Below are 25,614 nucleotides of genomic sequence, written 5' to 3'. Positions count from 1 at the left end.
TATGTATGCTACAGGAACCCGCTTACAAGGTAGCATGCTGTCGCCCAAATAAATATGGCAGAGCATTTAGTAAATATTGTCATCAATTTTCCAGAACTATCGAGTTTTTTGAAGGAGGCTCCTGTAATAGTTAGTCCAAAAAACCACAGCCAAGAAATGATGACACAGGCTATAGTGAAGATCATTTGCTCTGTGCCACTATATTTTAATGCACTCGTTCCAATGACGCCAATTGTGTCCAAAATGGCATGTGGATTTAGAAGAGACACAGAGAGTGCAAAGAGAATTTGTTTTTTTATTGGCAGAGCATCGCTATTATGTGCGGTTGCTGGCTTCGAACGCCAAATGGCATAGCCCATATAAAGTAAAAATAGGATCCCAACAGTCATTAAAGTGATTCGTAACCACTCAAATTGTAAGACAATTAATGATAGACCGAATACTGCAAGTAAAATCAGTATGGTATCACAGATGGCAGCTGTTACACTCGCTGGCAGGGCGCGTAGTAGATTGGGTTGTGTAGCGCCTTGCGAAAAAACAAAAACATTTTGTACGCCTAATGGCAAAATGAGTCCAAATGCTAAAATGATGCCATGAAGAAATGCTTCCAATGAAAACCCCTCCTTTCACTACTCATTTTAGCTATGGTATAACTATATGGAAACGACCAATTGGATGGTTTTTTATCCACCCAATTTTTTTGAGAAAAGAAGGTGAAAAAATCATGAGCTGGCAGCCAAATAGACAAAGTAACATGCCATTGCAGCAACAAATAGTTCAGTGGGTAACAGCACAAGTGGAACGAGGAGATTGGGCAGCGGGAACCAAACTGCCGACTCAAAGACAGTTGGCCATGCAGTTTGATGTGAATCGCAGCACGGTTCAACAGGCTTTAGAGGAATTAAAAGCAATGGGCATCCTTGAAGCAAAGGTAGGCTCTGGTGTATACGTCACCCACAATTCCTGGCATGCATTAATTCAACAAACACAGCCAAACTGGCAAACCTATATTGAAACAAGTATCTATAAACCAAATTACCATACGATTCAATTAATTAATGAATACGAGCAGCGTGATGATGTGATTCGTTTAGGAACAGGAGAGCTTGCTCCAAGCCTGTTGCCCATAGAGGAAATTGAAGCTTCACTTAGGGAACTATCTTTTCAGCCAAAAACATTAAGCTACTCTTCGCCACAGGGCAATGATCGACTTCGTGCAGCTATCTGTCACTATGTTCAAAAAAGAGGCATTGATGCTCAGCCCCAACATGTCTGTATTGTATCGGGTGCGCTTCAGGCCTTGCAGCTGATTGCCGTTGGTTTATTAGAACAGGGGTCCATCGTATTCCAAGAACCAACCTCCTATTTAAACTCTGTTCATCCTTTTCAGTCGGTCGGCATGCGAATGATAGGAATTCAACGTAACGAACAGCTTACACAAACATTAGCTCAAAGAAAAAGGAAAAAACAAGCTGTGTTTTATGCTATTCCAACATTACAAAATCCAACAGGCGATGTATGGGCATTACAGGAAAAAAAGCAGCTATATGAAGCCTGTCAAGCATCACGAATTCCAATTATAGAGGATGATGTCTATCATGAATTGCTTTTTGAAGAAGCATCACCTCCCATTAAAGCAATGGATAGTAGCGGACAAGTTCTATACATTGGGAGTGTCTCCAAAACGTTAAGTCCAGGGCTACGCATTGGCTGGCTCATCGGTCCAACAACCGTAATTGAACGATTAGCAGATATTAAAATGCAAACAGACTATGGCTCAAGTGCTATTTCACAAGAAATTGTACTGAACTGGCTGCAATCAGGAAAATATGAAAACCATCTCATAGGTTTGCGTCAACGATTACAGGAACGAGCCGATTTTACTGAACGGATTTTACAGGAAAAATTTAAGACGTTGGCTAACTGGAACAAACCAAAGGGAGGCTTTTATATTTGGCTCAAGTTTCGTGAGCCTCTTGTAGACAAAGACTTTTTTATGAAGTTGTTGCAGCAACAAGTATTAATCAATCCGGGCTATATTTACGATCCACAAGATCATCATCATATTCGTTTATCCTATGCCTATGCATCCTATGACGAACTGTTGGAAGGCTTACAAATCTTGCATAAATGTGTGGTTGAAACCATGATAGGACGGAATAAGGAGTAATTTTGCTATGGATGTGATCACATCATTGAGAAAACTGCTCCACAATAAGTAAAATTCGTTCACTCCATCAAGGCTCTGTGTAAAATGAAACCCATGCTCATTCACCACCCTCCAATAGCAAAGAAAGTGAATAATCCAAGCAGTGTACCCATACATTTTAGAAGAATCAATGCATTTTTTTAGATTCCTAACATAAAGAGGTGAACGATTGGAGAATTTGCCGCCAGGTTACTTTCAGGTACCACAGCCTATTCGAAGTGATGGAGCTGGAGGTGTGGATAAGGGGCCACGAGATATAATGAGGGATTTGGAAAATCCTGATATGCTGGTACCGCCAACGACCGATGCGGGTTTAATCCCTAACCTGCGATTTTCGTTTTCAGACACAAATATGACTTTGAATCAAGGAGGATGGTCTCGGGAAATTACTGTTCGTGAATTACCGATTGCCACGACATTAGCGGGTGTTAATATGAGTTTGACACCCGGTGGCGTACGTGAACTGCATTGGCATCAACAAGCGGAGTGGTCTTATATGTTACTTGGGCATGCTCGTATTACGGCAGTCGATCAGAATGGTTGTAACTTTATTGCTGATGTGGGACCAGGTGATTTATGGTATTTTCCACCCGGCATCCCTCATTCTATTCAGGGGCTAGAAGATGGCTGTGAATTTTTATTAGTATTTGATGATGGACATTTCTCAGATCTTAATACACTTTCGATTTCGGATTGGTTTGCGCATACCCCAAAAGATGTATTATCAGCGAATTTTGGTGTTCCAATTAGTGCGTTCGATCACATTCCGAACGAACAGGTGTATATTTATCAGGATAAGGTTCCGGGACCTGTTGATACGCAAAAAGTGCAATCTCCATATGGCAAGGTTCCGCAATCCTTTAAACATCGCTTGTTAGCTCAGCCACCACTGAAAACGCCAGGGGGAAGTGTGCGCATTGTTGATTCAACCAATTTTCCTATTTCTAAAAATATTGCAGCTGCACTTGTTGAAATTGAGCCTGGTGAAATGCGTGAATTGCATTGGCATCCTAATAATGATGAATGGCAGTATTATCTACAAGGAAAAGGGCGTATGACGGTATTCACAGGTAATGGCACAGCTCGAACATTCGATTACCGTGCAGGTGATGTTGGGTATGTGCCGTTTGCTACAGGTCATTATATTCAAAATACTGGCACGGAGCCATTATGGTTTCTAGAAATGTTTAAAAGTGACCGTTTCCAGGATGTGTCATTAAATCAGTGGATGGCCCTTACGCCAACTGAATTGGTGCAAAGTAATTTGCAGGTGGGCCCTGAGTTGCTACATGCCCTCAGAAAGGAAAAATGGCCCGTGGTGAAATATCCTGGTTTTTCCTATTATCCAAAATAAACAAAGCAGGTGAAGAAATTCTCACCTGCTTTTCATCAATATTGATACTTCTTGCGTGTCATAAGCAAAATAACGATGGATGGCACTGTACAAATTAGCATAGCTGCAAAGGATAGACCTGGAGATATTTCGTATAAATAGCCACCTAAAAAAGTAAGAATTGCTGTACTTAAGCCCATGGCTAATGCAGAGTATAGGCCTTGTGCATTTGGAATTTGTTCCTTTGGTAGCGTTTTTGCTAAGTAGCGAATAAAAGCAAAATGTGCTAGGGCAAAGGATAAGGCATGCAAGGTTTGTGATGCAATAAATACCCAGACATTTGGGAACATGAAAATTAGTATCCAGCGCAGGGAAGAACCACTTGCTGCTAAGAGTAATAAAGAAGATGAGCGCCATTTCGTCAAGAACGTATCAGCCTTCATAAAGTATAAGATTTCACAAATTACAGCAATATTAATAATCATACCCATATAGAATGGGTCAACCTGTAAATCTTCTAAATAAATATAACCATAGCTATAATAGGAGGCATGAGCACCCTGCAATAAAATAACGATGAATAACACAATCGGGAAACCTTTGATAGTCCATAATGTTTTCATCGACAATGATTTTGCTCGTTGCTCCTTTGTCGGCACAATGAGTAATTCCTTTGGTGTTGCTAATTGTTGCATAAGCAACATGCCAATCAACCCAATGATCATACTCCAAAAGATGATGTTTTTGCCAAAAACGCCTGTGAGCATACTAATAATTAATACGGCGATGACAAAGCCAAAGGAACCATAGGAGCGGCTTTTACCATAATGAATATTACCATGCTGGACAAGCGTTGCTGCACTACTTTCCACAGCAGGTAACAATGCTGGATAAAAAACGCTAAATAAAATGGTCACGATTAATAGTGCTATAAAGCCTGTACTTGGGATATAGAGTAATGCCGTCAGTATGGAACCTACTGCTAGAATCGTAATAAGTTGTTTATTGTGTACGTATTTTGCAAGTGTTGGGAAGAAGAAAAGATTGGATGTGGCCCGTGCTAATAATCCACAGCCCATCACGACACTTGCCTGTGATACTGTCAGATGTTTTGCATCCACGAGCCATCCTGTCCAATAGGGTAAGAAAATGCCCCAAGTAATGAAAAAAGTAAAGAAATTTTGAGAAAGCCATCGTTGATTGTTCATATAATTACCGTACCTCCATTAACTATGTTGAATAATAGCACGTTCATCGCTACAATAATGTGAGATATCTCATATTTTTTATAGGAGAGAGTAAAAAAATGCATATTCTAACAGCGGAAGATCGTACCTATTATCTGGAAAAGTATCCTATAGATGATTTTTTCTCTTTTGATATTAATCCATATCTTGAAGTCTGCCAATTTGAGAAAGGTGAATGGATTTTTCAGGAAGGCTCCTTTCCAGACACATTGTATTACATGATTGAAGGAAAGGCGAAGCTCTATATGACACATAAAAATGGCAAGGTTTCACTTATTGAATACTTAGAGGCTTCTCGCTTTATGGGGGAAATTGAATTACTAAACGAGGCAAGGTATACAAAGGGGATTCAAACAGTAACCAAGACAATTTGTTACTCAATTACGCAGTCATGTAAGGAAAAGTTACTTGCAGATGCCTTGTTTTTACGTAGACTTTGTGTGTTTTTAGGAGAAAAAGCCACGAACATGACGTCTAAATATACTCAAAATCAAGCCTATCCTTTTGAAAATCGCTTAGCTGCTTTTATTCAATTATCTGCCGATCAAGGTGTCTATAAGGAAAAGCATACGGAAATCTGTGAATATTTAGGGGTTTCCTATCGCCATCTATTATATGTGCTGGCACAATTTTGTGAGGAGAGGATACTCGAAAAGCGCAAGACAGGCTATCATATACTTGATGAAAAGCGTCTTTCACAATTGGCGCAGGAGATTCAGTGAGGGGAGTAAATTTCACAATAGGAAATGGGTTCTAAAATATGGTCAAAGTGATCGAACATAACGGGGTTAAACTAATTAACTCAATTTATTTCAGACTTCATTGAAAGAAGTCTGGGCTAGTTTTGTTGTATTCACTTTTTTTAATTAGCCAGCGAGCGACTTCCTTGCCACTATGGTAAAAGTCAACCTCACTAACTGTGGTTTTTTGGATGGAATTAGCTTGTGTGTCTTCCATAACGTCAAAAGGTAAAACGCCTATACATTGATGTTTGTTGGGTACAAATCTTTCATGTTTACTTACAGTTTGCATAGCTTCACTGTTCTTTTCCTCAGAATTTTGTGTCATATGGAATGCAAGTAGTTCTCCTTTTGCCAATGTTGTGCTTGCTGAGTAACCAGTACTTTTCATTCAACATGCCCCCTTTTGTCGTTACATTTATTGTACAAGACTCATTGGGAAAATAGCCGTCATTTACAAGGCTTTTACAATAACTTTAAGGTTCATGGAATATTTAGTAATTTGTAACCGTATTCATACCGTTGTTGGATGAAAATCATAGAAAACTGATATAAATTCTTTTAAAAAAACTCATACTCAAACTATTGTGAATTTTTCTAACACAAAGTATTATTGTAATTAGATTTAACGTGAATGTTATCACAAAGTCACGAAATCGTTAGGAGGAATTTTAATGAGTGCAATTCGAGTAGGTATTGTAGGATATGGAAATTTAGGACGTGGTGTGGAGTATGCCATTTCACAAAATCCGGATATGGAATTAGTAGCGGTATTCACACGTCGTGATCCTTCAACAGTAAACGTAGCAAGCAAAGCGAGCGTATATTTAGTAGATGACGCTGAAAAATTCCAAAACGACATTGATGTCATGATTTTATGTGGTGGCTCTGCAACAGATTTACCAGAACAAGGTCCACACTTTGCGCAATGGTTCAATACAATTGATAGCTTCGATACACACGCGAAAATTCCTGAATTTTTCGATGCTGTAGACGCAGCAGCACAAAAATCTGGTAAAGTATCTGTTATCTCAGTTGGTTGGGATCCAGGTTTATTCTCATTAAATCGTATTTTAGGGGAATCAGTTTTACCAGTTGGTACAACATATACATTCTGGGGAGACGGCCTGAGTCAAGGTCACTCAGATGCAGTTCGTCGTATCGAAGGTGTTAAAAATGCGGTTCAATACACATTACCAATTAAAGAAGCTGTAGAGCGTGTTCGTAACGGAGAAAACCCTGAACTAACAACGCGTGAAAAACATGCACGTGAATGTTGGGTTGTGTTAGAAGAAGGCGCAGATGCAACAAAAGTGGAACAAGAAATTGTCACAATGCCTAACTATTTCGATGAATATAACACAACAGTTAACTTCATTTCTGAAGATGAATTTAAAGCAAACCATACAGGTATGCCACATGGTGGTTTTGTCATTCGCAGTGGTGACAGTGGGGCAAACGATAAACAAATTCTCGAATTCTCATTAAAACTTGAAAGTAATCCAAACTTCACATCTAGTGTATTAGTGGCTTATGCACGTGCTGCACATCGTCTAAGTCAAGCTGGTGATAAAGGAGCGAAAACAGTATTTGATATTCCATTCAGTCTGCTTTCACCAAAATCAGCTGCTGAATTACGTAAAGAATTACTATAATCATAGAAAATTCACCCGATTATCATTCATTTGATGATCGGTTTTTTTATTTTAAGCCATTCATTCGATAAAATATGGTAAACTGTCAATAATTTAATAATCTGAATTTTTGTGAAAAAATGGAGCTAATGTAACCTTACACAAATTTGGAGGTTATCGTAAACATGACAGATATTATTATTCAATCAAAATGTATGGCACCAAGTCCATCCACTCATTGTATTAATAGAGCAGCGCTCATGAGGACATTAAAGAAGAGCCATCACCATACTTGTACATTTCTTCATAGTGGTGCAGGGTATGGTAAAACGACCATCCTTACACAATTTCTCTCGAACGAAGTGAATAAATTTTCTTGGTATAGTATCTCCGATGAAGATGATAATCTATTACCCTTTTTAAAACATCTTTTTTTTAGTATACAGCGAGTTGTGCCAAATTTTGGCCTTACATTCGATGAGTGGAATCAATTGTCACGCTTTCCTAAAATGGAGGAGCTGAATCGCTGGTATAAGCTTTTTGTTAATTGTCTATGTAGCATAGAGGAACCACTTCTAATTGTCATTGATGACTTTCATTTAGTGGATCATGTTTTTCCAATCAATTATTTTATGGAGAAAGTTATTGAATTTGCTCCACCAGCGATTCATTTTATTATGGCATCTAGAACATTACCTAATTGGGATATTATGAGGAAATTAAAGTTGCAAAAGAAATGGTTAGTCATGAAAGAGGACGAGCTGGCATTTTCAACGGAGGAAATTGCTGTCTTTTTTGAAGAATATGTGGATGTGCATTTATCCGATGTTGAGATGGCAATGGTACTGGAGATTACGGAAGGCTGGGCTATCAGTATTTCTTTATTAGCAGAGCAATGGCATCATGCTTCTTTAGATCATTGGCTAACGATTTCCACAAATGATCTTTTCACGTATTTGTCAGAAGAAGTTTACAGTAGGATGACTACGACAGAGCAAGAGACCATCTTGAAATTAGCGATTTTCCCTACATTTTCAGTAGAGCTATTGGAAGATTTCTATGGCATAGAGATTGCACAAATTTTGAATGCTTTAACACAGCGCCATTTATTTATTCAACCAGTAACAACAGACGGTTTATACCGCTTCCATGCATTATTCAGTCGATTTTTAGAAATGAAATGGCGACAACATGCAGGTCACTATACGGACCTACATAAAAAAGCAGCATTGTATTATGTGGAACATCCTAATATTCAAGCTGTACTGTATCATGCCTTCAAAACGAATGACCATGATTTTTGTGGGGAACTGTTACAGCGTCATGCAGAGCCTTTAGTACGTGCTGGACAATTTGAATGGTTGTTGGAAAAAATCAATCGATTTACTGTACAAGAAAAAGATAAATTTTATAGATTATATTATTTTGAGGGGGAGTGTCATCGCTACCGCGCTTATTATGAAAAAGCGAAACAATCCTATGACAAGTGTGTAACGCTGGCACAACAACAGCGGGATCACCTTTTTACGACAAAGTCCCATGCAGGGTTAGCACATATTTACTTAGACACCATACAACCTGCATTAGCAGAGCCCTATTTAAAAAAAGCATTAGAGCTTGCCAAGCATACACCCTTACTAAAAGAGGAATTAGTAGAACTTCAACGGCAATACGCTGAAAACTTAGTGAACTTAGGGAAGGCCAAGGGTGCACAGTTATTTATTGAGGAAGTGGCATTGCCAGAGGATGTCATGCAACGAGCGAATGTTGATGTCCGGGTTTTGCTACGGACGGGGCAATTACGAGAGGCGAAGGAATTATTAGCACAGCGCCTTGAAATGCCACCTCAGCTTGTAGCAACCCACCGTGAAAGTGAACTACTAGCAGCTTTTGTTTATGCACTGTTAGGACAAGGAAAGGAAGCTTGGTATGCAGCCCAACATGGGATACAGAGGGGGTTAAGAGAGAAGTCTATTTTTATCGAGGCGGTTGGTTATATCAGAAAAGCGCATGCACTATTGTTAATGGATTACCCAGACTATCAAGGGGCATGTCAAGCTTATGAAAAAGCGTTAACTTTAATGAATACGATTAATATTTCTCGGGTTAAGGCTGAGCCTTATATGGGGCTAGCAATTGCTAAACATTATTTAGGAGATATGGTAGCGGCTAAAAAATACTTGGCACTTGGTTTACGGGAAACAGAGCAAGTCCAAGATGCTTGGATGACGGGCCTCATTCTCTTAGCGGAAGTAAAAATCATTCTTTCTCAGCAAGAAACAGGGCGAGCAAAGCAATTAGTAAAGAAAGCACAGCAACTATTTCAGGAATGCGGAGATCACAATGGCTTGATGCATGTTTTATTCTATCAAGCTGTTATCGCCTTTCAAGAAAATAATAGAGACCAATTTCATGCATATTTTCAACAGTTTGCGCAATTATGTATGGCAAATGGCTATGACTATTTTTTACAAAGGAAAATGATCCTTGGTCCAAGCAATCGAATGATTTTTTATGAGCTATTGCAATTTAGTCAAACATGCGGCGTGGAACATGCAGCCATCCTTGCATTACGAAACTATTTTCAAGTGGAGGACAGTATCAGTTATCCGCATGATGAAATACAAATCAATTTTTTTGGAAGTGTCAGTTTAATTCGAGCGGAACGAAAGCTTGAAGATAAAGAATGGCAACGTGAAAAATCGAAGGAATTATTCGTGTATTTATATTGTCATCGCAACCGTTTTATACCAAAGGAAGAAATTGCCCAGGCATTATGGCCAGAACGCAGTGTAGAGTCATTAGATCGCGACTTTAAAGTGGTCTTAAATACATTATTAAAAGTGTTAGAACCACAACGGCATGCAAGGCAAGATAGTTTTTTCATTCAGCGAAAAAATAATATGTATCAGTTACAGCATATCTCTTTTCTCCAAATTGATGTGGAACGCTTTCACTATTATTACCAGTTAGGAATGGAGGAATTTGATCCGCAGTTGTCCAACGAATGGCTTCTATTAGCTGAAACGAGTTATACGGATGCCTTATACGCAGAAAAGAAGCAAGTCGACTGGCTTACCCAGGATCGTGACAAACTACAATTTTTATATATTGAAGTCCTTGAACGTCTTGCACAAAATGCAACAAGGCAACAGCAGTTTAAAAAAGCCATTCACTATGCAGAAAAAATAATTGGAGAGGACGCACTATGGGAGGAGGGCTACCGCCTACTCATGTACAGCCACTACCAACTACAAAACCGCTCTCTAGCATTCAAATGGTACGAAAAATGTGTCCAGCAATTACAGCAGGAATTAAATACAACTCCAATGGAATCGACCATGGCTGTTTATGATTTGATTATGGGGTAGCCAATGGCAGCAGTTTAAATGGAGTAGTTATAATGAACAGTCCTTTGATAAACCTAGTCTTTTTGTATGGAAAACAAGACTCTATTGTTGGCTATAAGGATGCTTTTCCGATCTAGACAAGTTCCCTATAGCGACTAATTGTTGAATGATTGGGTCGTGTTGATGAAGATAAAGGGAGGATGCATAGGAAGTGACTAAAAATAATGAAATAATACTAGCGCAAGAAACAATATCTTTACGAGAATTTACTGACCAGGACTGGGTTGATGTTCATAAATATGCCTCACAAGAAATTGTATGCCAATATCAAGTATGGGGACCGAATACAGAAGAGGATTCTAAACAATTTATTCGTGATGTTCTGGAACAAGCTACACAAACGCCAAGGGAAAGATATGCTTTTGCCATTATCTATCAAGACACTTTAATAGGTGCAGTAGAGATTGTGATTACGGATTTTACGAATAAAGTTGGAGAAATTGGCTATATCGTCAACCCTGATTATTGGGGAAAAGGAGTAGCAACGGAGAGTGCTCAGTTAGTGCTCACATTTGGGTTTGAATCATTGAAGCTTCATCGTATTTATGCAACATGTGACCCTAGAAACGTTGGATCATCCAAAGTATTGGATAAAGTAGGCATGACAAGAGAGGGTTTACTACGAGAAAATATGCTAATGAAAGATGGCGTTTGGCGAGATTCATTATTGTATAGTGTATTGAAACAGGAATGGGCAAAAGAGGGTGCTGCTAATAAGCCATTATAGCATTGATCGTCAATAGTGCTGAGAAATAAATTTAGGAGTTGTTATTTGTTGATTTATAAAAACAATATTGAAGAAATTTCATCTGATATGTTGAAGGGCTTTTTTGTAGATTGGCCTGATTCACCAAGCCCACTAACACACTTGAAGATGATGGAAAATAGCAGTAAAGTCGTCATTGCTCTGGACGAACATGCCAATCAAATAGTTGGATTTATTACTGCAATTAGTGATGGGGTTTTATCTGCGTATATTCCATTTCTTGAAGTGCTCCCTGCCTATAAAAATAAAGGTATTGGCAAGGAATTAATAAAGAGAATGTTGATTGAACTGAATGATATTTACATGATTGATTTATGCTGTGACGATGATTTAGTTCCGTTATATGAGAAATTTGGGATGATACAATCTAATGGCATGCTCATTCGAAATTACACAATGCAGTCTGGAATTAGAAACGCATAAAAAGTGTGACCTGTAGAAGGCAGGAATGTTGAGTCCTCGACATTCCTGAATTTGTTTCATAATAATAAAGTTGTTTAAAAAACAATCAAGTCATTTAAAATTGAAAGTTTGTTTGCGCTATTTAACAAATGGTCCATTTTATGGAATAACACTCAGTGATAAATTTATGGATATTTATGTTAATATATAAGAGTAATTAGAATAAATGCACTAAATTTGTAAAATTATAGTAATGTTAATCATCAATAGAAAGCATATACTGAGGTGACTTTATGGAAAAAACAGTTGAAATATTAGGAATTCCGTTTTCGAATATGACATTAAATGAAACAACTGACTTTTTAAAAAAACATCTAGAAGAAGAACAATCAAAACTTTTACATCTTATTACGATAAATCCAGAAATCTCAATAACTGCACAGTCTGATGGAGAATTTCGAAAAATCATCAAAGAAGCTGACTTAATTACACCTGATGGCATAGGAATTGTATTAGCATCTAAACTTAAAAAAGTCCCAATTCCTGAAAGAGTAACAGGGTTTGATTTGCTACAGTGTTTATTACAAAAAGGTAATCAACAAGGTTGGCGTTTTTACTTTTTGGGAACAGATGAACAAACAAATAATGATGCTGTTAAACAAATTGAAAAAATTTATCCAAATGTTTCAATAGTAGGAAGACATCACGGATTTTTCACAAAGGCAGAAGAACCTTTAATTATTGAATCTATCAAGATTTCGAATCCAGATATTTTAATTGTAGCTATGGGTGCGCCTTATTCAGACAAATGGATTTATAAGTATAAAGAAGAGCTGTTAAAAATAAAGGTTGTGTTTGGTGTTGGAGGTAGTTTAGATGTACTAGCTGGTAAAGTAAAAGTTACACCAGAAATTTGGAAGAAATTAAATATGGAATGGTTTCATAGATTAATAACTGTACCTGTTGCTAAAGGCCAGAAATCAAGGTGGTTAAGACAAATAGCAATACCAAGATTTATATTGCAGGTATTGTTCAAGGATAGATAGAAAAACAAGGCTGCTAGTTGTTCAACTATAGGATGCTTAGTTTTAACAAGGAAAAGGAAGAAATCACTATTTGATCTTCAACAATCGTGCGCTTTTCTGAAATAAGAAAGCGTCTTTTTTCATGAAAAGGGCCATTTAGTTGAATAAGGTGTATTGAGATAACTGGGCAGAGTAGTTCAACAATTTGCCTGCCTGAATATAATTATAAAAAGGTATTGAGGATTTTTTCTCGAATGAACTAAACCTAATACTGATATAGGCTGATATGCGGTTGTAATGAACACATACTTAGGTTGAAAGGAGGTATTTATTTGTGACACAAACACCTAGAACTATTCCTGGTGCTGCAGTACGCGGAACGGCATCAGGTGTATTTTTTATGGCGTTTTTTGGTACTCTGTGGGCGTATACAGGAATTATGGGATTGCAAGGCTGGGGAGTTCCATTGTTGTTAGTTTCTGCAGTTGCTATAGGTATAGCGCTGTTCATCGGCGGTGTTTCATTAATACGCGCATCGAGAGAATTGACGAATCAGGTTTCAAAAACAGCATTAAGGCATGGGAAGCGTACGAGGTTTTGGTTTAACATTATTTTTGCGGCAGAGGGTTTGGCTATAGCAATCACGATTGCTGTCAGTAACGCTACTCGTCACCCTGAACTGATCCCTGTCGTAATAGCTTTTATTGTCGGTGTTCATTTTTTCCCATTGGCACCTCTTTTTCAAGTCAGACTCTATTATTTTACAGGCACTCTTCTTTGTTTACTTGCAATTCTTACATGGCTATTTGTACCTGCAAAAGTCACATTGGGGGAACATCAGATCAATGCATTTATGTCTGTAGTGGGCTTTGGCTCTGCCCTGATCTTGTGGGGAACTGGTCTTGCAATATGGCTAATAGGTAGAAGATTGCTAGGTATCGTCCAAAAATAAATAACAAAAAAGTGAGATTGAACTTTTCACTGAAAAAATATGTTTATTATACAATAAAATGAAAAGCAGAGGTACTTTCTTATTCAGCAATTGTACCAAAAATTAAACGACTTTATTTTTACACCGTCCGCATATGTGGACGGTGTAATGTATTTTTCAGCCTCAAAATTAAACAACATTATGGTCATTACTCAGCTTTTTCTTTGTTTAGAAGGAGGATTGTTTTTTAGTTCCCTCGGGACAGAAAAGTAATCTGCCTATAGGGCAGATTATTCAAGACCGATTTGTCCCTGTTGTTGCGCTGCGCTGCACTTTCGGGACAGAAAAGTAATCTGCCTATAGGGCAGATCATTCAAGACCGATTTGTCCCTGTCGTTGCGCTGCGCTACACTTTCGAGACAGAAAAATAATCTGCCTATAGGCAGATTATTTTTTGTAACTAATTTGTAACTGGACTTTTATATAGTGTTGTCTAAGCAACGAAAGCGCTTTCTATTGAGCTTAATTTAAAGGGGGATATGGGATGAAGAGGCATTTGTATTGGTTTCTTTTATTATTGCTAGCGGTATTGTTAGTGGCATGTAATGGGGAGGACGAGAAGGATGGTGCAACGGATGCTGGCGATTCTGATGGTGAGACGAAAGCAGTCACGGCTGAAGGAGGCACGATAAAGATTGGGGTGCTTGCTTCTCTAACAGGTGCACTTGAGTCTTATGGGAAGCAAACACAGCGAGGCTTTGATTTAGGGATTGAGTATGCAACAGGCGGTACGATGGAGGTCAATGGTAAGAAAATAGAAATTGTTTATGAGGATACGGAGACAAAGCCTGAGGTAGCTGTGCAGAAGGCTACAAAGCTTTTAGAAGATGACCAGGTTGATTTTTTAGTAGGTTCTTCGAGTTCTGGTGATACGCTTGCAGTTCTACCGCTTGCGGAGGAGTATGAAAAAATTATGGTGGTGGAGCCTGCGGTGGCTGATAGTATTACGGGTTCAGAATTTAATGAGTACATTTTCCGTACAGGACGTAACTCATCTCAGGATGCGTATGCAGCGGCAGCAGCTATTGCTGGAAAAGGTGTAAAGATTGCTACCTTCGCGCCCGATTATTCGTTTGGTTGGGATGGTGTGAATGCTTTTAAAACAGCGGCGGAGAAATTAGGAGCTGAGATTGTGTTAGAGGAGTATGCAGATCCAGCGGCAACAGACTTTACATCGAATTTGCAAAAGGTGATTGATGCTAAGCCGGATTACTTATTTGTTGTATGGGCAGGTACAAATTCACCTTGGAATCAAATCGCGGATCTTAAAATTCAAGAAAAGGGCATTAAAATTTCAACAGGTGCACCTGATATCATTGCCCTTCAATTTATGAATCCATTAGTTGGAATGGAAGGCTTCTCGGTGTATTACCATACGTTACCGCAAAATGATGTGAATAAATGGTTAGTTGAGGAACATCAAAAACGCTTCAATGAAGTACCAGATTTATTTACACCTGGTGGTATGTCATCGGCGATTGCGATTGTAGAGGCATTGAAAAAATCCGAAGGGGATGCGGATGCTAACAAGCTGATCGACATAATGGAGGGTATGTCATTTGAGACACCAAAAGGTAAAATGACATTCCGTGAAGAGGATCATCAGGCCCTTCAGTCTATGTATTCTATTCGTTTAGAGAAACAAGATGGGGTGGATTATCCAGTACCTGTACTTATTCGTGAGCTAAGCCCAGAGGAAACAGCACCTCCAGTTATGAATTAGACAAGTGAGAGGCAGTCTTTCTGTCTCTCTACATAATCAATAGAGGGGAAGGGAGTAAAGGATGGAGCCTATATTATACACTGATAATTTAACAATCCGTTTTGGCGGACATACGGCTGTGGATGGAGTTAATTTTCAAATGCCTGAAAAGCATTTAAAGTCGATCATTGGGCCGAATGGTGCTGGAAAAACAACGTTCTTTAATTTGATTAGCGGGGAGCTAAAGCCGACGGCAGGCGATGTTTATTTTAAGGGCCAATCACTTGCTCAAAAATCGGCCATTGAAAGAACACGTATGGGATTAGGCCGATCCTTTCAAATCACCAATGTGTTTCCGAATTTAACGGTTCTTGAAAATGTTCGTTTAGCAGTGCAGTCCAAGGAGAAAATTCGCTATCAGCTTTTCCGACACTACAAAAGTTATAAGGCAATCTCTGAAAAAGCAGAGGAGCTATTATCACTCGTTTTACTCGACAATAAACGAGATGCCCTCACAACGATGCTGTCACATGGAGAAAAAAGAAAGCTTGAGATTGCCATGCTACTAGCGTTAGATACGGAAATTTTATTGCTCGATGAACCGACTGCTGGTATGTCTCTAGAGGAGGTGCCTGCAATTTTAGAGGTCATTCGAACAATTAAAAATCAGGGGAATAAAACTATTCTGCTCATTGAACACAAAATGGATATGATTTTAGATTTATCAGACTCTATTATGGTGCTGTTTAATGGTCAGCTTTTAGCAGATGGATCACCAGAGGAAATTATGAATAATGATACTGTGCAAAATGCATATTTAGGAGGGCTGTACGATGACCACCTTACTGACATTAAATGAGGTTCATACGCATATTGGCCAATATCATATTTTACAGGGCGTTAATTTTGAAGCGAAGGAAGGGCAGGTTACTGTACTGCTCGGGCGCAATGGGGCTGGGAAAACGACTACATTGAAAACGATTATGGGATTAACGCCTGCGACAAAGGGAGAAATCGCTTTTCGCTCCCACTCAATTAAAAAGAATCCAACATACAAGGTGGCAAAATTAGGTATAGGTTATGTGCCGGAAAATCAAGGGATTTTTGCGGATTTAACGGTGGAGGAAAATATGAAGGTAGCGATGCGGAAGGAAGATTCAGAGACGTTAGAGCGACAGCAATATGTACTTGATCTTTTTCCAGATTTAAAGAAATTTTGGAAGAAGGCTGGCGGCCATTTATCGGGTGGTCAAAAGCAAATGCTGTCAATGGCCAGAGCCTTTATCAATGATAGCCAATTAATATTAATTGATGAGCCTTCTAAGGGTCTTGCTCCTATTGTTGTTGAGAAAGTAATGGAAGCCATTGTGGAAATGAAGAAAAAAACGTCCATTGTCCTCGTTGAGCAAAACTTTATGATGGCTAGTCGTATTGGTGATACCTATACATTAATAGATGATGGCAGAACTGTGCATGCGGGTGATATGCAGGATTTGATTCATGATGAAGAACTAAAACGTAAGTATCTAGGAATTGGATAAAGGGGGTGGACATCATTGGAGCTTTTAGTCAATTTAATCATTAATGGCTTGGCAACCGGGATGCTGATTTTCTTACTGGCAGCAGGTTTGACATTAATTTTCGGCTTAATGGATGTATTGAATTTTGCGCATGGTGGGTTATTCGTTTGGGGGGCTTATGCGGGGATCTTTACCTATATGTTCACGGAAAGCTTCATCGTTGGGATTATTGGCGCCATTGTGACTGGCGCATTGCTTGGCCTAATAACAGAGAAATTTATTATTACGCCTGTTTATGGCAATCATGTTCAACAAATTTTAATTACCTTGGGGCTAATGCTTGTTTTGCAGGAGCTTATTAAGGTGTTCTTTGGACCGAATGGTGTGGCTGTGAAAACACCGAGCTATTTAGCTGGGAGCTGGGAAATTGGAGACGTTATTATTATCAAATATCGTTTGTTTATTATTGTCATAGGTTTTGTGATATTTGGTATTTTTCAATATATGCTAAAGCGTACGAAGATTGGGCTAATCGTTCGGGCTGGTGTACAGGATAAGGAAATGGCACAGGCACTTGGTATTCATATTAAACGCGTATTTTTATATGTTTTTATGGTAGGGGCTGCTCTTGCAGCACTTAGTGGTATGTTGATGGCTCCATATTCAGGTGTCATCTATGCGGAGATGGGTATGGAGTACGCTATTTTAGGCTTTATCGTTGTCGTAATTGGTGGAATGGGTAGTTTCTCAGGCTCTTTACTTGCAGCTATTTTAGTAGGGCTTGCGGGTAGCTTTATGGCGTATTATGTGCCTGTGCTCTCACTGGCAGTCAATATGATTTTAATGGCAATCGTATTAATTTTCCGTCCACAGGGGCTGTTTGCGATGCGAAAGGAGCGAACATCATGAACAATAAAATGTCCTTACGCTATGTTGCTTTTTTCCTGCTACTCGCGATTTTTATTATTCTTCCTTTTGCTAATGATTCAAGAACATTGCTCATTTTACTGACGCAAATCTTTATTTTTGGAATATTGGCAATGAGCTATGATATTTTACTAGGGTATACAGGAATCGTTTCATTTGGGCATGCCATGTTTTTTGGTGTTGGTGCTTATACGACAGCGGTCATGCTCAAGCAAATGGATAACACTTTGTTGATCTTTGTATTGTCCATAGTAATTGGCATGCTACTAGCAGGCTTTATTAGTTTTTTAGTAGGTTTATTGACCTTGCGCTTGAAAAGTCATTTCTTCGCGATGCTCACACTAGCCTTTTCGGGATTATTTTTAGTGTTAGCAGAAAAGTGGCGTACTGTCACGTATGGCAATGATGGTTTTACTTTTCGAGCACCAGATATTTTTAGAGATCGTATGACGTTTTATTTCTTTGTACTTGCAAGCTTAGTTATCATCTTTTTGGCACTTTATCGCTTTGTTAACTCACCAACAGGTCGCATTCTAATTGCTGTTAGAGAAAATGAGCAACGTACGAAATCATTAGGCTATAACACGTTGCACTACAAAGTCATTGCCTCAATTGTTGCAGGCATTGTAGCAAGCTTTGCAGGCTCCTTGTATGCTGTGTCATTACGTTTCGTGAATACGAGTGTGATGGCGATGGATATTACACTTGATGCACTATTAATGACGATTATTGGTGGGGTTGGCACATTAGTGGGGCCATTATTAGGAGCGGCAGTGATTGAATATGCTCAGCATGCTTTGTCTGGGCTAGCACGAGATTATCCAATTTTTGAACGTTGGATTATCTTCTTTGGGATTCTCTATATTTTAGCGGTTATCTTTTTCCCAAAAGGCATTATTGGCACACTAAGGCTGCTGTTCTGGAAGTGGCGAGGAAAGCTAAAGCAAAGAAAATCACAGGTTGCCCTGCCACAGGAAAAGGAGCGATTTGAATGACTGTAGGTATTGTCAGTACAGGTATCTATCTACCTCAAAATAAAATGACAGCGAAGGATATAGCTGCTCTTTCGACTATTCCAGAGGACATTATCCGTCAAAAAATGGGCATACATGAAAAGCCAGTCCCTGGCGAGCATGATCATACAGTGCAAATGGGGATATGGGCAGCACAGCAAGCGATTAAAAAAGCAAATATTGATCCGAAAGATATTGATGTTGTCATTTATATGGGAGAGGAACATAAGGAATATCCACTATGGACAGCCTCCATTAAAATGCAAGAGGAGCTTGGTGCGGTCAATGCATGGGCGTTTGATGTGCAACTTCGTTGTGGCACGACAATTATGGCATTGAAAGTAGCGAAAAGCTTAATGGCTTCAGATGACACAATTCATACGATTCTTATCGCTGGCGGTTATCGCAATGTTGATTTTATCGATTACAGCAATCCTCGAACACGGTTTATGTACAATTTGGCTGCTGGAGGAGGTGCAATATTGTTACAAAAAAACTACGATAAAAACCAGCTTTTAGAGGCAGATATTGTAACAGATGGCTCGTTTTCAGAAGATGTAGTCGTTCCAGTTGGGGGGACGAAAACACCGTTAACCCCATCCCATTTAACAGAAAATTTATATCAACTTGATGTGATCGACCCGATTGGTATGAAGGAGCGGTTAGAACAAAAATCTTTAAGCAATTTTTTGAAGGTCATTCGCAGCTCTTTAGCGAAAAGTGGATACAGTGAAGAACAGCTAAATTATTTAGCGATGCTGCATATGAAAAGGTCTGCGCATGAGTATATTTTAGCAGAGCTTGGCTTACAGCAGGAACAGTCTATTTATCTGCAAGAATATGGACATATTGGTCAAATCGATCAAATTTTGTCCTTACAGCTAGCACTTGAGCAAAATCGTATTCAAGCTGGCGATATTGTGACACTAGTTAGTGCAGGTATTGGCTATGTTTGGGGGGCTATAACAATACGTTGGGGATAAGGGGGAAATGACATGTTAAAAACGATTCAGCTGGCAAATGGTGAAACGATGGCTTATCGCAAACGATCTGGGGGAGAACGTCCTTTAGTATTGGTTCATGGCAATATGACATCATCTAAGCACTGGGATATTCTGATGGAAGCATTAGATGACAAATACACCATTTATGCAATAGATTTACGTGGCTTTGGCGGTTCATCCTATCATAAGCCAATCACCGCTATTAAGGATTTTAGTGATGATGTCAAGCTATTTGTAGATGCTATGCAGTTGCAGAGCTTTGATATGATTGGCTGGTCAACGGGCGGAGCTGTCTGTATGCAGTTTGCGGCAAATTGTCCAAGTCATTGTCAACGACTGATTTTACTTGCATCTGCGTCTACACGTGGCTATCCATTTTACACGGATTTAGGAACTGGCAATCCTGCCTCCTTCAAGAGAGCGTATAGCTATGAAGAAGTGTTGGTGGATACATCGAAAACGAAGCTTGTTCAGGGCTTCTATGATACAAAAAATAGAGAAGGCTTACAGTCAGTATGGAATGCTTTAATTTATACCCATCAGCAGCCAAGTGCAGCGGAATATCAAGAATATGTAGAGGATATGCTAACACAACGCAATTTAGCTGAAGTCTATCATGCACTCAATACTTTTAATATAAGTACGGTTGACCATGAGGTGGCAAAAGGCTCTCAGGATGCCTTGCTTATTCAAATTCCGATTTTAGTGCTACGAGGAGATCGTGATTTAGTTATAACGGAGGAAATGAATAAAGAATTGCTTCATGATTTAGGCAATACGGCACAGTTTGTAAGCTTAAAAGATTGTGGGCATTCACCATTGATTGATGATTTAGCGCAACTGACAGCAGAAATCGAAGCTTTTTTAGAAATTGGAGGGAGAAATCATGCGCTTAAACAATAAAGTTGCCATTATTACTGGCGCTGCAAATGGCATTGGCTATGCAGCTGCTGAACGTTTTATCGAAGAAGGGGCATTTGTTTTTATTGCTGATTTTGATGACAAGGCAGGTATTGTTGCGGCTCAGCAATTGGGACAAAACGCAACATTTATACAAGTTGATGTGGCAAGTAGAGAGAGTGTTAAACATCTAGTGATAGCAGTGATTGAGCAAGCAGGACGTATCGATATTTTAGTAAATAATGCGGGAATTACTAGAGATGCCATGCTGACAAAGATGACAGAAGATCAGTTTCAACAGGTCTTAGATGTTAATTTGACAGGTGTCTTTCATTGCACACAGGAGGTTATTCCACATATGGTGGCGGTAGGTGGTGGCAAAATTATTAATACATCATCGGTTAGCGGAGTTTATGGCAATGTTGGACAAACGAATTATGCAGCGACAAAAGCAGCGATTGTTGGTATGACGAAAACATGGGCGAAGGAATTAGGACGTAAAGGCATCAACGTCAATGCAGTGGCTCCCGGCTTCACTGAAACAGATATGGTGAAGAAGATGCCTGAAAATATTCTTGCTCAAATGCGTTCAATCGTCCCGTTACAACGCTTAGGGACACCACGAGATATTGCTAATGCCTATTTGTTTTTAGCATCTGATGAGGCTTCTTATGTCCATGGTCATACGCTTCATGTAGATGGCGCGATAATGATGTGATAGGAGGGTTCGAAATGTTTGTTGAGCAAGCGTGGATTTTAAAACGTGCCGCATTAACGCCTCACCACATCGCGTTGATTAATCTAGCGTCAGCGGAACAGTGGACCTATCAGCAATTGTCCGAGGAAATCGGCAAATGGAGTCAATTTTTCGAGCGTCAGCAGCTACAGAAAGGGAGTAGAGTCGCTGTATTTGCGAAAAATCATATACAGCTTTTTGCTGTCCTATTTGCCTGTGGGCTACGTGGGCTTATTTATGTGCCGTTAAATTGGCGTTTAAGCAAAGAGGAATTAACACAGATAGTAGAGGATGCTACACCTTCTCTCTTGTTGTATGAAGAAGATAGTCATTGTCCTGTAATAGTAGAAAAGATGTTTCCACTTCAAGTTATCCAAAATGAGAACGCTTCGTTACCAAGCAGGCAAGCAGTGGACGTGGATGATCCGTGGTTAATGATTTATACGGGAGGTACCACAGGTCGACCAAAGGGGGTTGTATTATCCTTTCAGTCAGTCAATTGGAACGCCATGAATACAATTATTAGCTGGGGTTTACATGATAAAGATCGCACATTAAATTATATGCCGATGTTTCATACAGGTGGCATAAATGCTCTATGTATGCCGCTTCTTATGGCCGGAGGAACTGTTATCATTGGCGATAAGTTTGAAGCGGAAGCAGCATTGCGAGCAACGAATCAATACGAAACGACGATTTCGCTTTTTGTGCCGACGATGTATCAAGCAATGATTACTACGAAGTACTTTCAGGAAAATCAATTTCCTTCGATGAACGTATTTTTATCAGGCGGTGCACCATGTCCTCATCCTATTTATGATGCCTTTTATAAGAAAGGCTTATTTTTTAAGGAGGGCTACGGCTTAACGGAAGCGGGACCTAATAATTTTTATATTGCCCGAGAGCATGCCTACGCCAAAAAAGGTGCTGTGGGAAAAAGTATGCAATTCAATGAAGCCAAAATTGTTAATCCAACAGGGCAAAGCTGTGCACCACGTGAAGTGGGAGAACTGTTGGTAAGAGGTAAGCATATGTTTCGTTTTTACTGGAATAACAAGCAAGAAACAGATAATATACTGCAAGATGGTTGGTTAAAAACAGGTGATTTAGCGATGATGGATGAAGATGGCGATTTTTATATCGTGGGACGTCGAAAAGAGATGATTATCTCTGGTGGTGAAAACGTATATCCTCAGGAAGTGGAGCAATGTATGCTACAGCATCCGCATGTGCTAGAGGTTGCAGTGATTGGAGTGGCAGATGACTATTGGGGAGAAATAGTAACAGCCTTTATTGTCTGTCATCATCAAGTAGCTCCCATTTTAGATGAACTAAACGAGCTGTGCCATGAACAATTAGGGCGTTATAAAATACCGAAACAAATTATCTTCTTAGAAGAACTACCAAAAACAAGTGTTGGTAAAATTGATAAAAAGGCATTGCAGTTGCTTGTAGATACTTCGAATTGTTAAATAGCATGAATAGGATGAAGACACGTTCGTCTCTCTAAATATAAAGACTAAAATAAAAGGGAGGGACACATGAATGACGCATGCATTAGTTATTGGCGGGACAGGGATGTTAGCCAACACATCCCTTTGGTTAGAGCGTAAAGGATATCATGTCTCTGTGATTGGACGTAATGCAAATCGGATGGAATGTTTACTAAATAAATCAACAGATCCTTCGCATATAACGCCGATTTTAGTTGATTATCGTGATACAGGCTTATTCAAAAATAAACTGAGAGGTACGATTGAGCAGAATGGACCAATTGAATTAGTCATTGCTTGGATCCATTCAAATGCTGAAAGTACTTTAGAAATCGCTTTAAGTGAAATTTCACATGAAAATAGCGGGAAATGGAAACTGTTTCATGTATTAGGTAGTAGCGCAAATCTACGTGCCATCCAAAAGAAAATTAATCTACTTGATAGTACTCAATACCGTCAAGTCCAGCTAGGTTTCATTATGGAAAACGGTCATTCAAGGTGGCTTACAAATGATGAAATTTCGCAAGGGGTAATTGATTCTATTCAACATGATCAACTCATCAATATCGTTGGCACTCTTCAGCCTTGGGAAAAAGGTCCTTTATAATGATCGTTTAAGCATGCAAGCACTCTAACTAACCTTCGTCTAACTATAAAGACGAGGGTTATTATTTTTATCTCTAATTATAATTAGTACTAAAACATCCAACTCGACTATACAAGAGACTTCTTTTTTTACTTACAATAAATTTATATAAAGTATCCTTATTTTTTCACAACCCTTCCCATCTAACGAACATATCAGTAAAATAGAGTAGGTTAGGGGGATTGTCATGTGAAAGATCAACGCTTTAAAATAGCGCATCGAGAGGCGCTTATCGGAATTGGACTTGTCATTATCAACTTTGCGATTTGGTTTGGCTTTGCCTATGGATTAGGGGCAGGTGACCCAGCCGATTATTCGTATGTATTTGGTTTTCCTGCTTGGTTTTTCTATAGCTGTATCGCAGGGACAGGCTTTATGATCCTACTTATCTGGATTGTTATGAAACTCTTTTTCAAAGAGGTTCCATTTGATGATGAGGAGGAGGGTCGCTAATGCATTGGCAAGTTGTATTTCCTTTGCTATTATTTCTAATTATTATTTTTGGGATTGGGATTTGGGCCAATAAGCATATCCGCTCCTCGGATTCCTTCTTACAGGAGTACTTCCTTGGTGGTCGTGAGATGGGTGGTTTTATCCTTGCGATGACAATGATTGCTACATACGGCAGTGCGAGTAGTTTCATTGGAGGACCTGGAGTTGCCTATACAAAAGGGCTTGGCTGGGTATTACTGGCGATGGCACAGCTACCTGCGGGTTATTTTGTATTAATGATATTAGGTAAGAAATTTGCCATTATCGCTCGTCGTTACCAAGCGATTACATTAATCGACTTTTTACGAGAGCGCTACAAAAGCCACGTTATTGTTATTCTATCTGCGATTAGTATTATTGTCTTTTTATTTTCTGCCATGATGGCACAATGGGTAGGTGGCGCCCGTTTAATTGAGTCATTAACTGGCTTAAATTACACGACGGCACTTTTTATTTTTGCTATTTCGGTGTTAGTGTATGTTATTATAGGTGGTTTCCGAGCGGTTGCTTTAACGGACACAGTACAGGGCTCTATTATGGTCATCGGTACGGTTATTTTGCTGATTGGAACCATTGTTGCAGGTGGAGGCATTGACAATATAATGGCCTCACTTGTCGCTGAAAACCCAAATTTTGTGTCACCTTTTGGGGCTGAAGGAGATTTAACACCTCTTTATGTCTCGACATTTTGGATTTTAATCGGTGTAGGTGTAGTGGGATTACCGCAAATCGCTGTACGTGCCATGAGCTATAAGGATTCAAAAAGTATGCATCAAGCCATCATTATTGGCACGATTGCCATAGGGACAATCATGTTTGGTATGCATTTAATTGGTGTATTAGCGCGACCTGTTTTACCTGGCATTGATATTGGTGATAAGGTGATGCCGCTCCTGACATTGAAGGTACTACCGCCATTTTTAGCAGGGATCGTCTTAGCTGCACCAATGGCCGCTACGATGTCAACTGTCAACGCGTTACTTATGCTTGTTAGCTCTACGGTTGTCAAAGACATCTATTTACATTACATGAAGCCAAAAGCGAGTAACGCGGAAATTAAGCGTGCAAGCTTCGTTGTGACAACGGTCATTGGCTTAGCAGTTATAGTCTTTGCGCTCAATCCACCAGATTTATTAGTATGGTTGAATTTATTTGCCTTCGGTGGGCTAGAGGCTGTCTTTATTTGGACAGTGATTTTAGGATTGTATTGGAAAAAGGCAAACAAGTATGGTGCAATTGCGTCGATGATTTCAGGTATGTCCTTGTATATTACCATTGATCGCTTCTATCCTTCTGTCTTTGGTATGCATACTGTCACGATTCCAATTGTTGCGTCCTTCTTTATTTTTGTTATCGTCAGTCTTGCTACTAGTCATAAATTCAAAGATGAACAGCTCATGATATAATTCAAAATGCCACAGATT

Annotated in this window: 24 protein-coding genes; 21 read left to right on the top strand and 3 right to left on the bottom strand. The window is 39.3% G+C overall.

The window, feature by feature from the left end:
* Positions 1-8: 8 nt before the first annotated feature.
* Positions 9-611: a LysE/ArgO family amino acid transporter gene (locus GJU32_RS07615; RefSeq protein ID WP_155591325.1), complete on the bottom strand. Its 603-nt coding sequence runs from the start codon at positions 609-611 to the stop codon at positions 9-11.
* A gap of 113 nt (positions 612-724) precedes the next feature.
* Between GJU32_RS07615 and GJU32_RS07610 the strand changes: the two genes are divergently transcribed.
* Together GJU32_RS07610 and GJU32_RS07605 are read left to right on the top strand one after the other, a co-directional pair.
* A complete protein-coding gene (locus GJU32_RS07610) occupies positions 725-2,170 on the top strand; it encodes an aminotransferase-like domain-containing protein (RefSeq protein WP_155591324.1) in 1,446 nt (481 codons plus the stop codon).
* 208 nt (positions 2,171-2,378) lie between these two features.
* Entirely contained in the window at positions 2,379-3,563 is a 1,185-nt protein-coding gene (locus GJU32_RS07605) for an oxalate decarboxylase family bicupin (RefSeq protein WP_155591323.1), read from the top strand.
* A gap of 35 nt (positions 3,564-3,598) precedes the next feature.
* Here GJU32_RS07605 and GJU32_RS07600 read toward each other — a convergent pair whose 3' ends face one another.
* Complete coding sequence (locus GJU32_RS07600) at positions 3,599-4,750, bottom strand: MFS transporter (RefSeq protein WP_155591322.1); 1,152 nt, start codon at positions 4,748-4,750, stop codon at positions 3,599-3,601.
* 98 nt (positions 4,751-4,848) lie between these two features.
* Here GJU32_RS07600 and yeiL point away from each other — a divergent pair, with 98 nt between their 5' ends.
* Positions 4,849-5,511 carry a transcriptional regulator YeiL gene (yeiL, locus tag GJU32_RS07595; protein ID WP_155591321.1) on the top strand — a complete coding sequence of 221 codons (663 nt, stop codon included), beginning with the start codon at positions 4,849-4,851 and terminating at the stop codon, positions 5,509-5,511.
* A gap of 97 nt (positions 5,512-5,608) precedes the next feature.
* Here the strand turns inward: yeiL and GJU32_RS07590 are convergent, their stop codons facing one another.
* Positions 5,609-5,920, bottom strand: a complete 312-nt coding sequence (locus GJU32_RS07590; RefSeq protein ID WP_155591320.1) for a hypothetical protein — start codon at positions 5,918-5,920, stop codon at positions 5,609-5,611.
* 283 nt (positions 5,921-6,203) lie between these two features.
* Here GJU32_RS07590 and GJU32_RS07585 point away from each other — a divergent pair, with 283 nt between their 5' ends.
* From GJU32_RS07585 to panF, 18 genes are all read left to right on the top strand, one after another.
* On the top strand, positions 6,204-7,184 hold the full coding sequence (locus GJU32_RS07585) for a diaminopimelate dehydrogenase (RefSeq protein ID WP_155591319.1): 981 nt from the start codon (positions 6,204-6,206) through the stop codon (positions 7,182-7,184).
* A 164-nt stretch (positions 7,185-7,348) separates the two neighbouring features.
* Entirely contained in the window at positions 7,349-10,534 is a 3,186-nt protein-coding gene (locus GJU32_RS07580; protein WP_155591318.1) for a winged helix-turn-helix domain-containing protein, read from the top strand.
* A 190-nt stretch (positions 10,535-10,724) separates the two neighbouring features.
* Complete coding sequence (locus GJU32_RS07575; RefSeq protein ID WP_420798372.1) at positions 10,725-11,300, top strand: GNAT family N-acetyltransferase; 576 nt, start codon at positions 10,725-10,727, stop codon at positions 11,298-11,300.
* Positions 11,301-11,348: 48 nt separating this feature from the next.
* Positions 11,349-11,762 (top strand): GNAT family N-acetyltransferase, encoded by a 414-nt coding sequence (locus GJU32_RS07570; RefSeq protein ID WP_155591317.1) that lies wholly within the window; start codon positions 11,349-11,351, stop codon positions 11,760-11,762.
* Positions 11,763-12,034: 272 nt separating this feature from the next.
* Positions 12,035-12,787: a WecB/TagA/CpsF family glycosyltransferase gene (locus GJU32_RS07565; protein ID WP_155591316.1), complete on the top strand. Its 753-nt coding sequence runs from the start codon at positions 12,035-12,037 to the stop codon at positions 12,785-12,787.
* Between the two features lie 313 nt (positions 12,788-13,100).
* Positions 13,101-13,718, top strand: a complete 618-nt coding sequence (locus GJU32_RS07560; RefSeq protein WP_155591315.1) for a DUF7010 family protein — start codon at positions 13,101-13,103, stop codon at positions 13,716-13,718.
* A 523-nt stretch (positions 13,719-14,241) separates the two neighbouring features.
* Positions 14,242-15,480 carry a substrate-binding domain-containing protein gene (locus GJU32_RS07555; protein ID WP_155591314.1) on the top strand — a complete coding sequence of 413 codons (1,239 nt, stop codon included), beginning with the start codon at positions 14,242-14,244 and terminating at the stop codon, positions 15,478-15,480.
* 61 nt (positions 15,481-15,541) lie between these two features.
* Positions 15,542-16,318, top strand: a complete 777-nt coding sequence (locus GJU32_RS07550; RefSeq protein WP_155591313.1) for an ABC transporter ATP-binding protein — start codon at positions 15,542-15,544, stop codon at positions 16,316-16,318.
* A complete protein-coding gene (locus GJU32_RS07545) occupies positions 16,293-17,000 on the top strand; it encodes an ABC transporter ATP-binding protein (RefSeq protein ID WP_155591312.1) in 708 nt (235 codons plus the stop codon). The genes GJU32_RS07550 and GJU32_RS07545 overlap by 26 nt, the downstream gene beginning before the upstream one ends.
* Before the next feature lie 15 nt (positions 17,001-17,015).
* Positions 17,016-17,888: a branched-chain amino acid ABC transporter permease gene (locus GJU32_RS07540; protein ID WP_155591311.1), complete on the top strand. Its 873-nt coding sequence runs from the start codon at positions 17,016-17,018 to the stop codon at positions 17,886-17,888.
* Positions 17,885-18,901: a branched-chain amino acid ABC transporter permease gene (locus tag GJU32_RS07535; protein WP_155591310.1), complete on the top strand. Its 1,017-nt coding sequence runs from the start codon at positions 17,885-17,887 to the stop codon at positions 18,899-18,901. The genes GJU32_RS07540 and GJU32_RS07535 overlap by 4 nt, the downstream gene beginning before the upstream one ends.
* The gene (locus GJU32_RS07530) at positions 18,898-19,902 is read left to right on the top strand and encodes a 3-oxoacyl-ACP synthase (RefSeq protein ID WP_155591309.1); all 1,005 of its coding nucleotides are present in this window, start codon (positions 18,898-18,900) and stop codon (positions 19,900-19,902) included. The genes GJU32_RS07535 and GJU32_RS07530 overlap by 4 nt, the downstream gene beginning before the upstream one ends.
* 12 nt (positions 19,903-19,914) lie before the next feature.
* On the top strand, positions 19,915-20,826 hold the full coding sequence (gene phaZ / locus GJU32_RS07525) for an intracellular short-chain-length polyhydroxyalkanoate depolymerase (protein ID WP_155591308.1): 912 nt from the start codon (positions 19,915-19,917) through the stop codon (positions 20,824-20,826).
* On the top strand, positions 20,810-21,541 hold the full coding sequence (gene fabG, locus GJU32_RS07520; protein ID WP_155591307.1) for a 3-oxoacyl-ACP reductase FabG: 732 nt from the start codon (positions 20,810-20,812) through the stop codon (positions 21,539-21,541). The genes phaZ and fabG overlap by 17 nt, the downstream gene beginning before the upstream one ends.
* Positions 21,542-21,555: 14 nt before the next feature.
* On the top strand, positions 21,556-23,031 hold the full coding sequence (locus GJU32_RS07515; protein WP_155591306.1) for a class I adenylate-forming enzyme family protein: 1,476 nt from the start codon (positions 21,556-21,558) through the stop codon (positions 23,029-23,031).
* Between the two features lie 73 nt (positions 23,032-23,104).
* Entirely contained in the window at positions 23,105-23,659 is a 555-nt protein-coding gene (locus GJU32_RS07510; RefSeq protein ID WP_155591305.1) for a short-chain dehydrogenase, read from the top strand.
* A gap of 228 nt (positions 23,660-23,887) precedes the next feature.
* Positions 23,888-24,151 carry a YhdT family protein gene (locus GJU32_RS07505; RefSeq protein WP_155591304.1) on the top strand — a complete coding sequence of 88 codons (264 nt, stop codon included), beginning with the start codon at positions 23,888-23,890 and terminating at the stop codon, positions 24,149-24,151.
* Positions 24,151-25,596: a sodium/pantothenate symporter gene (gene panF / locus GJU32_RS07500; protein WP_155591303.1), complete on the top strand. Its 1,446-nt coding sequence runs from the start codon at positions 24,151-24,153 to the stop codon at positions 25,594-25,596. Before GJU32_RS07505 ends, panF begins: the two co-directional genes overlap by 1 nt.
* The last annotated feature ends 18 nt before the right edge of the window (positions 25,597-25,614 follow it).

Source organism: Lysinibacillus cavernae, assembly GCF_009724685.1.
Classification (GTDB): domain Bacteria; phylum Bacillota; class Bacilli; order Bacillales_A; family Planococcaceae; genus Lysinibacillus; species Lysinibacillus cavernae.
The sequence above is the reverse complement of the archived record's forward strand: the minus strand, read 5'-3'. Positions and strand labels throughout refer to the sequence as shown.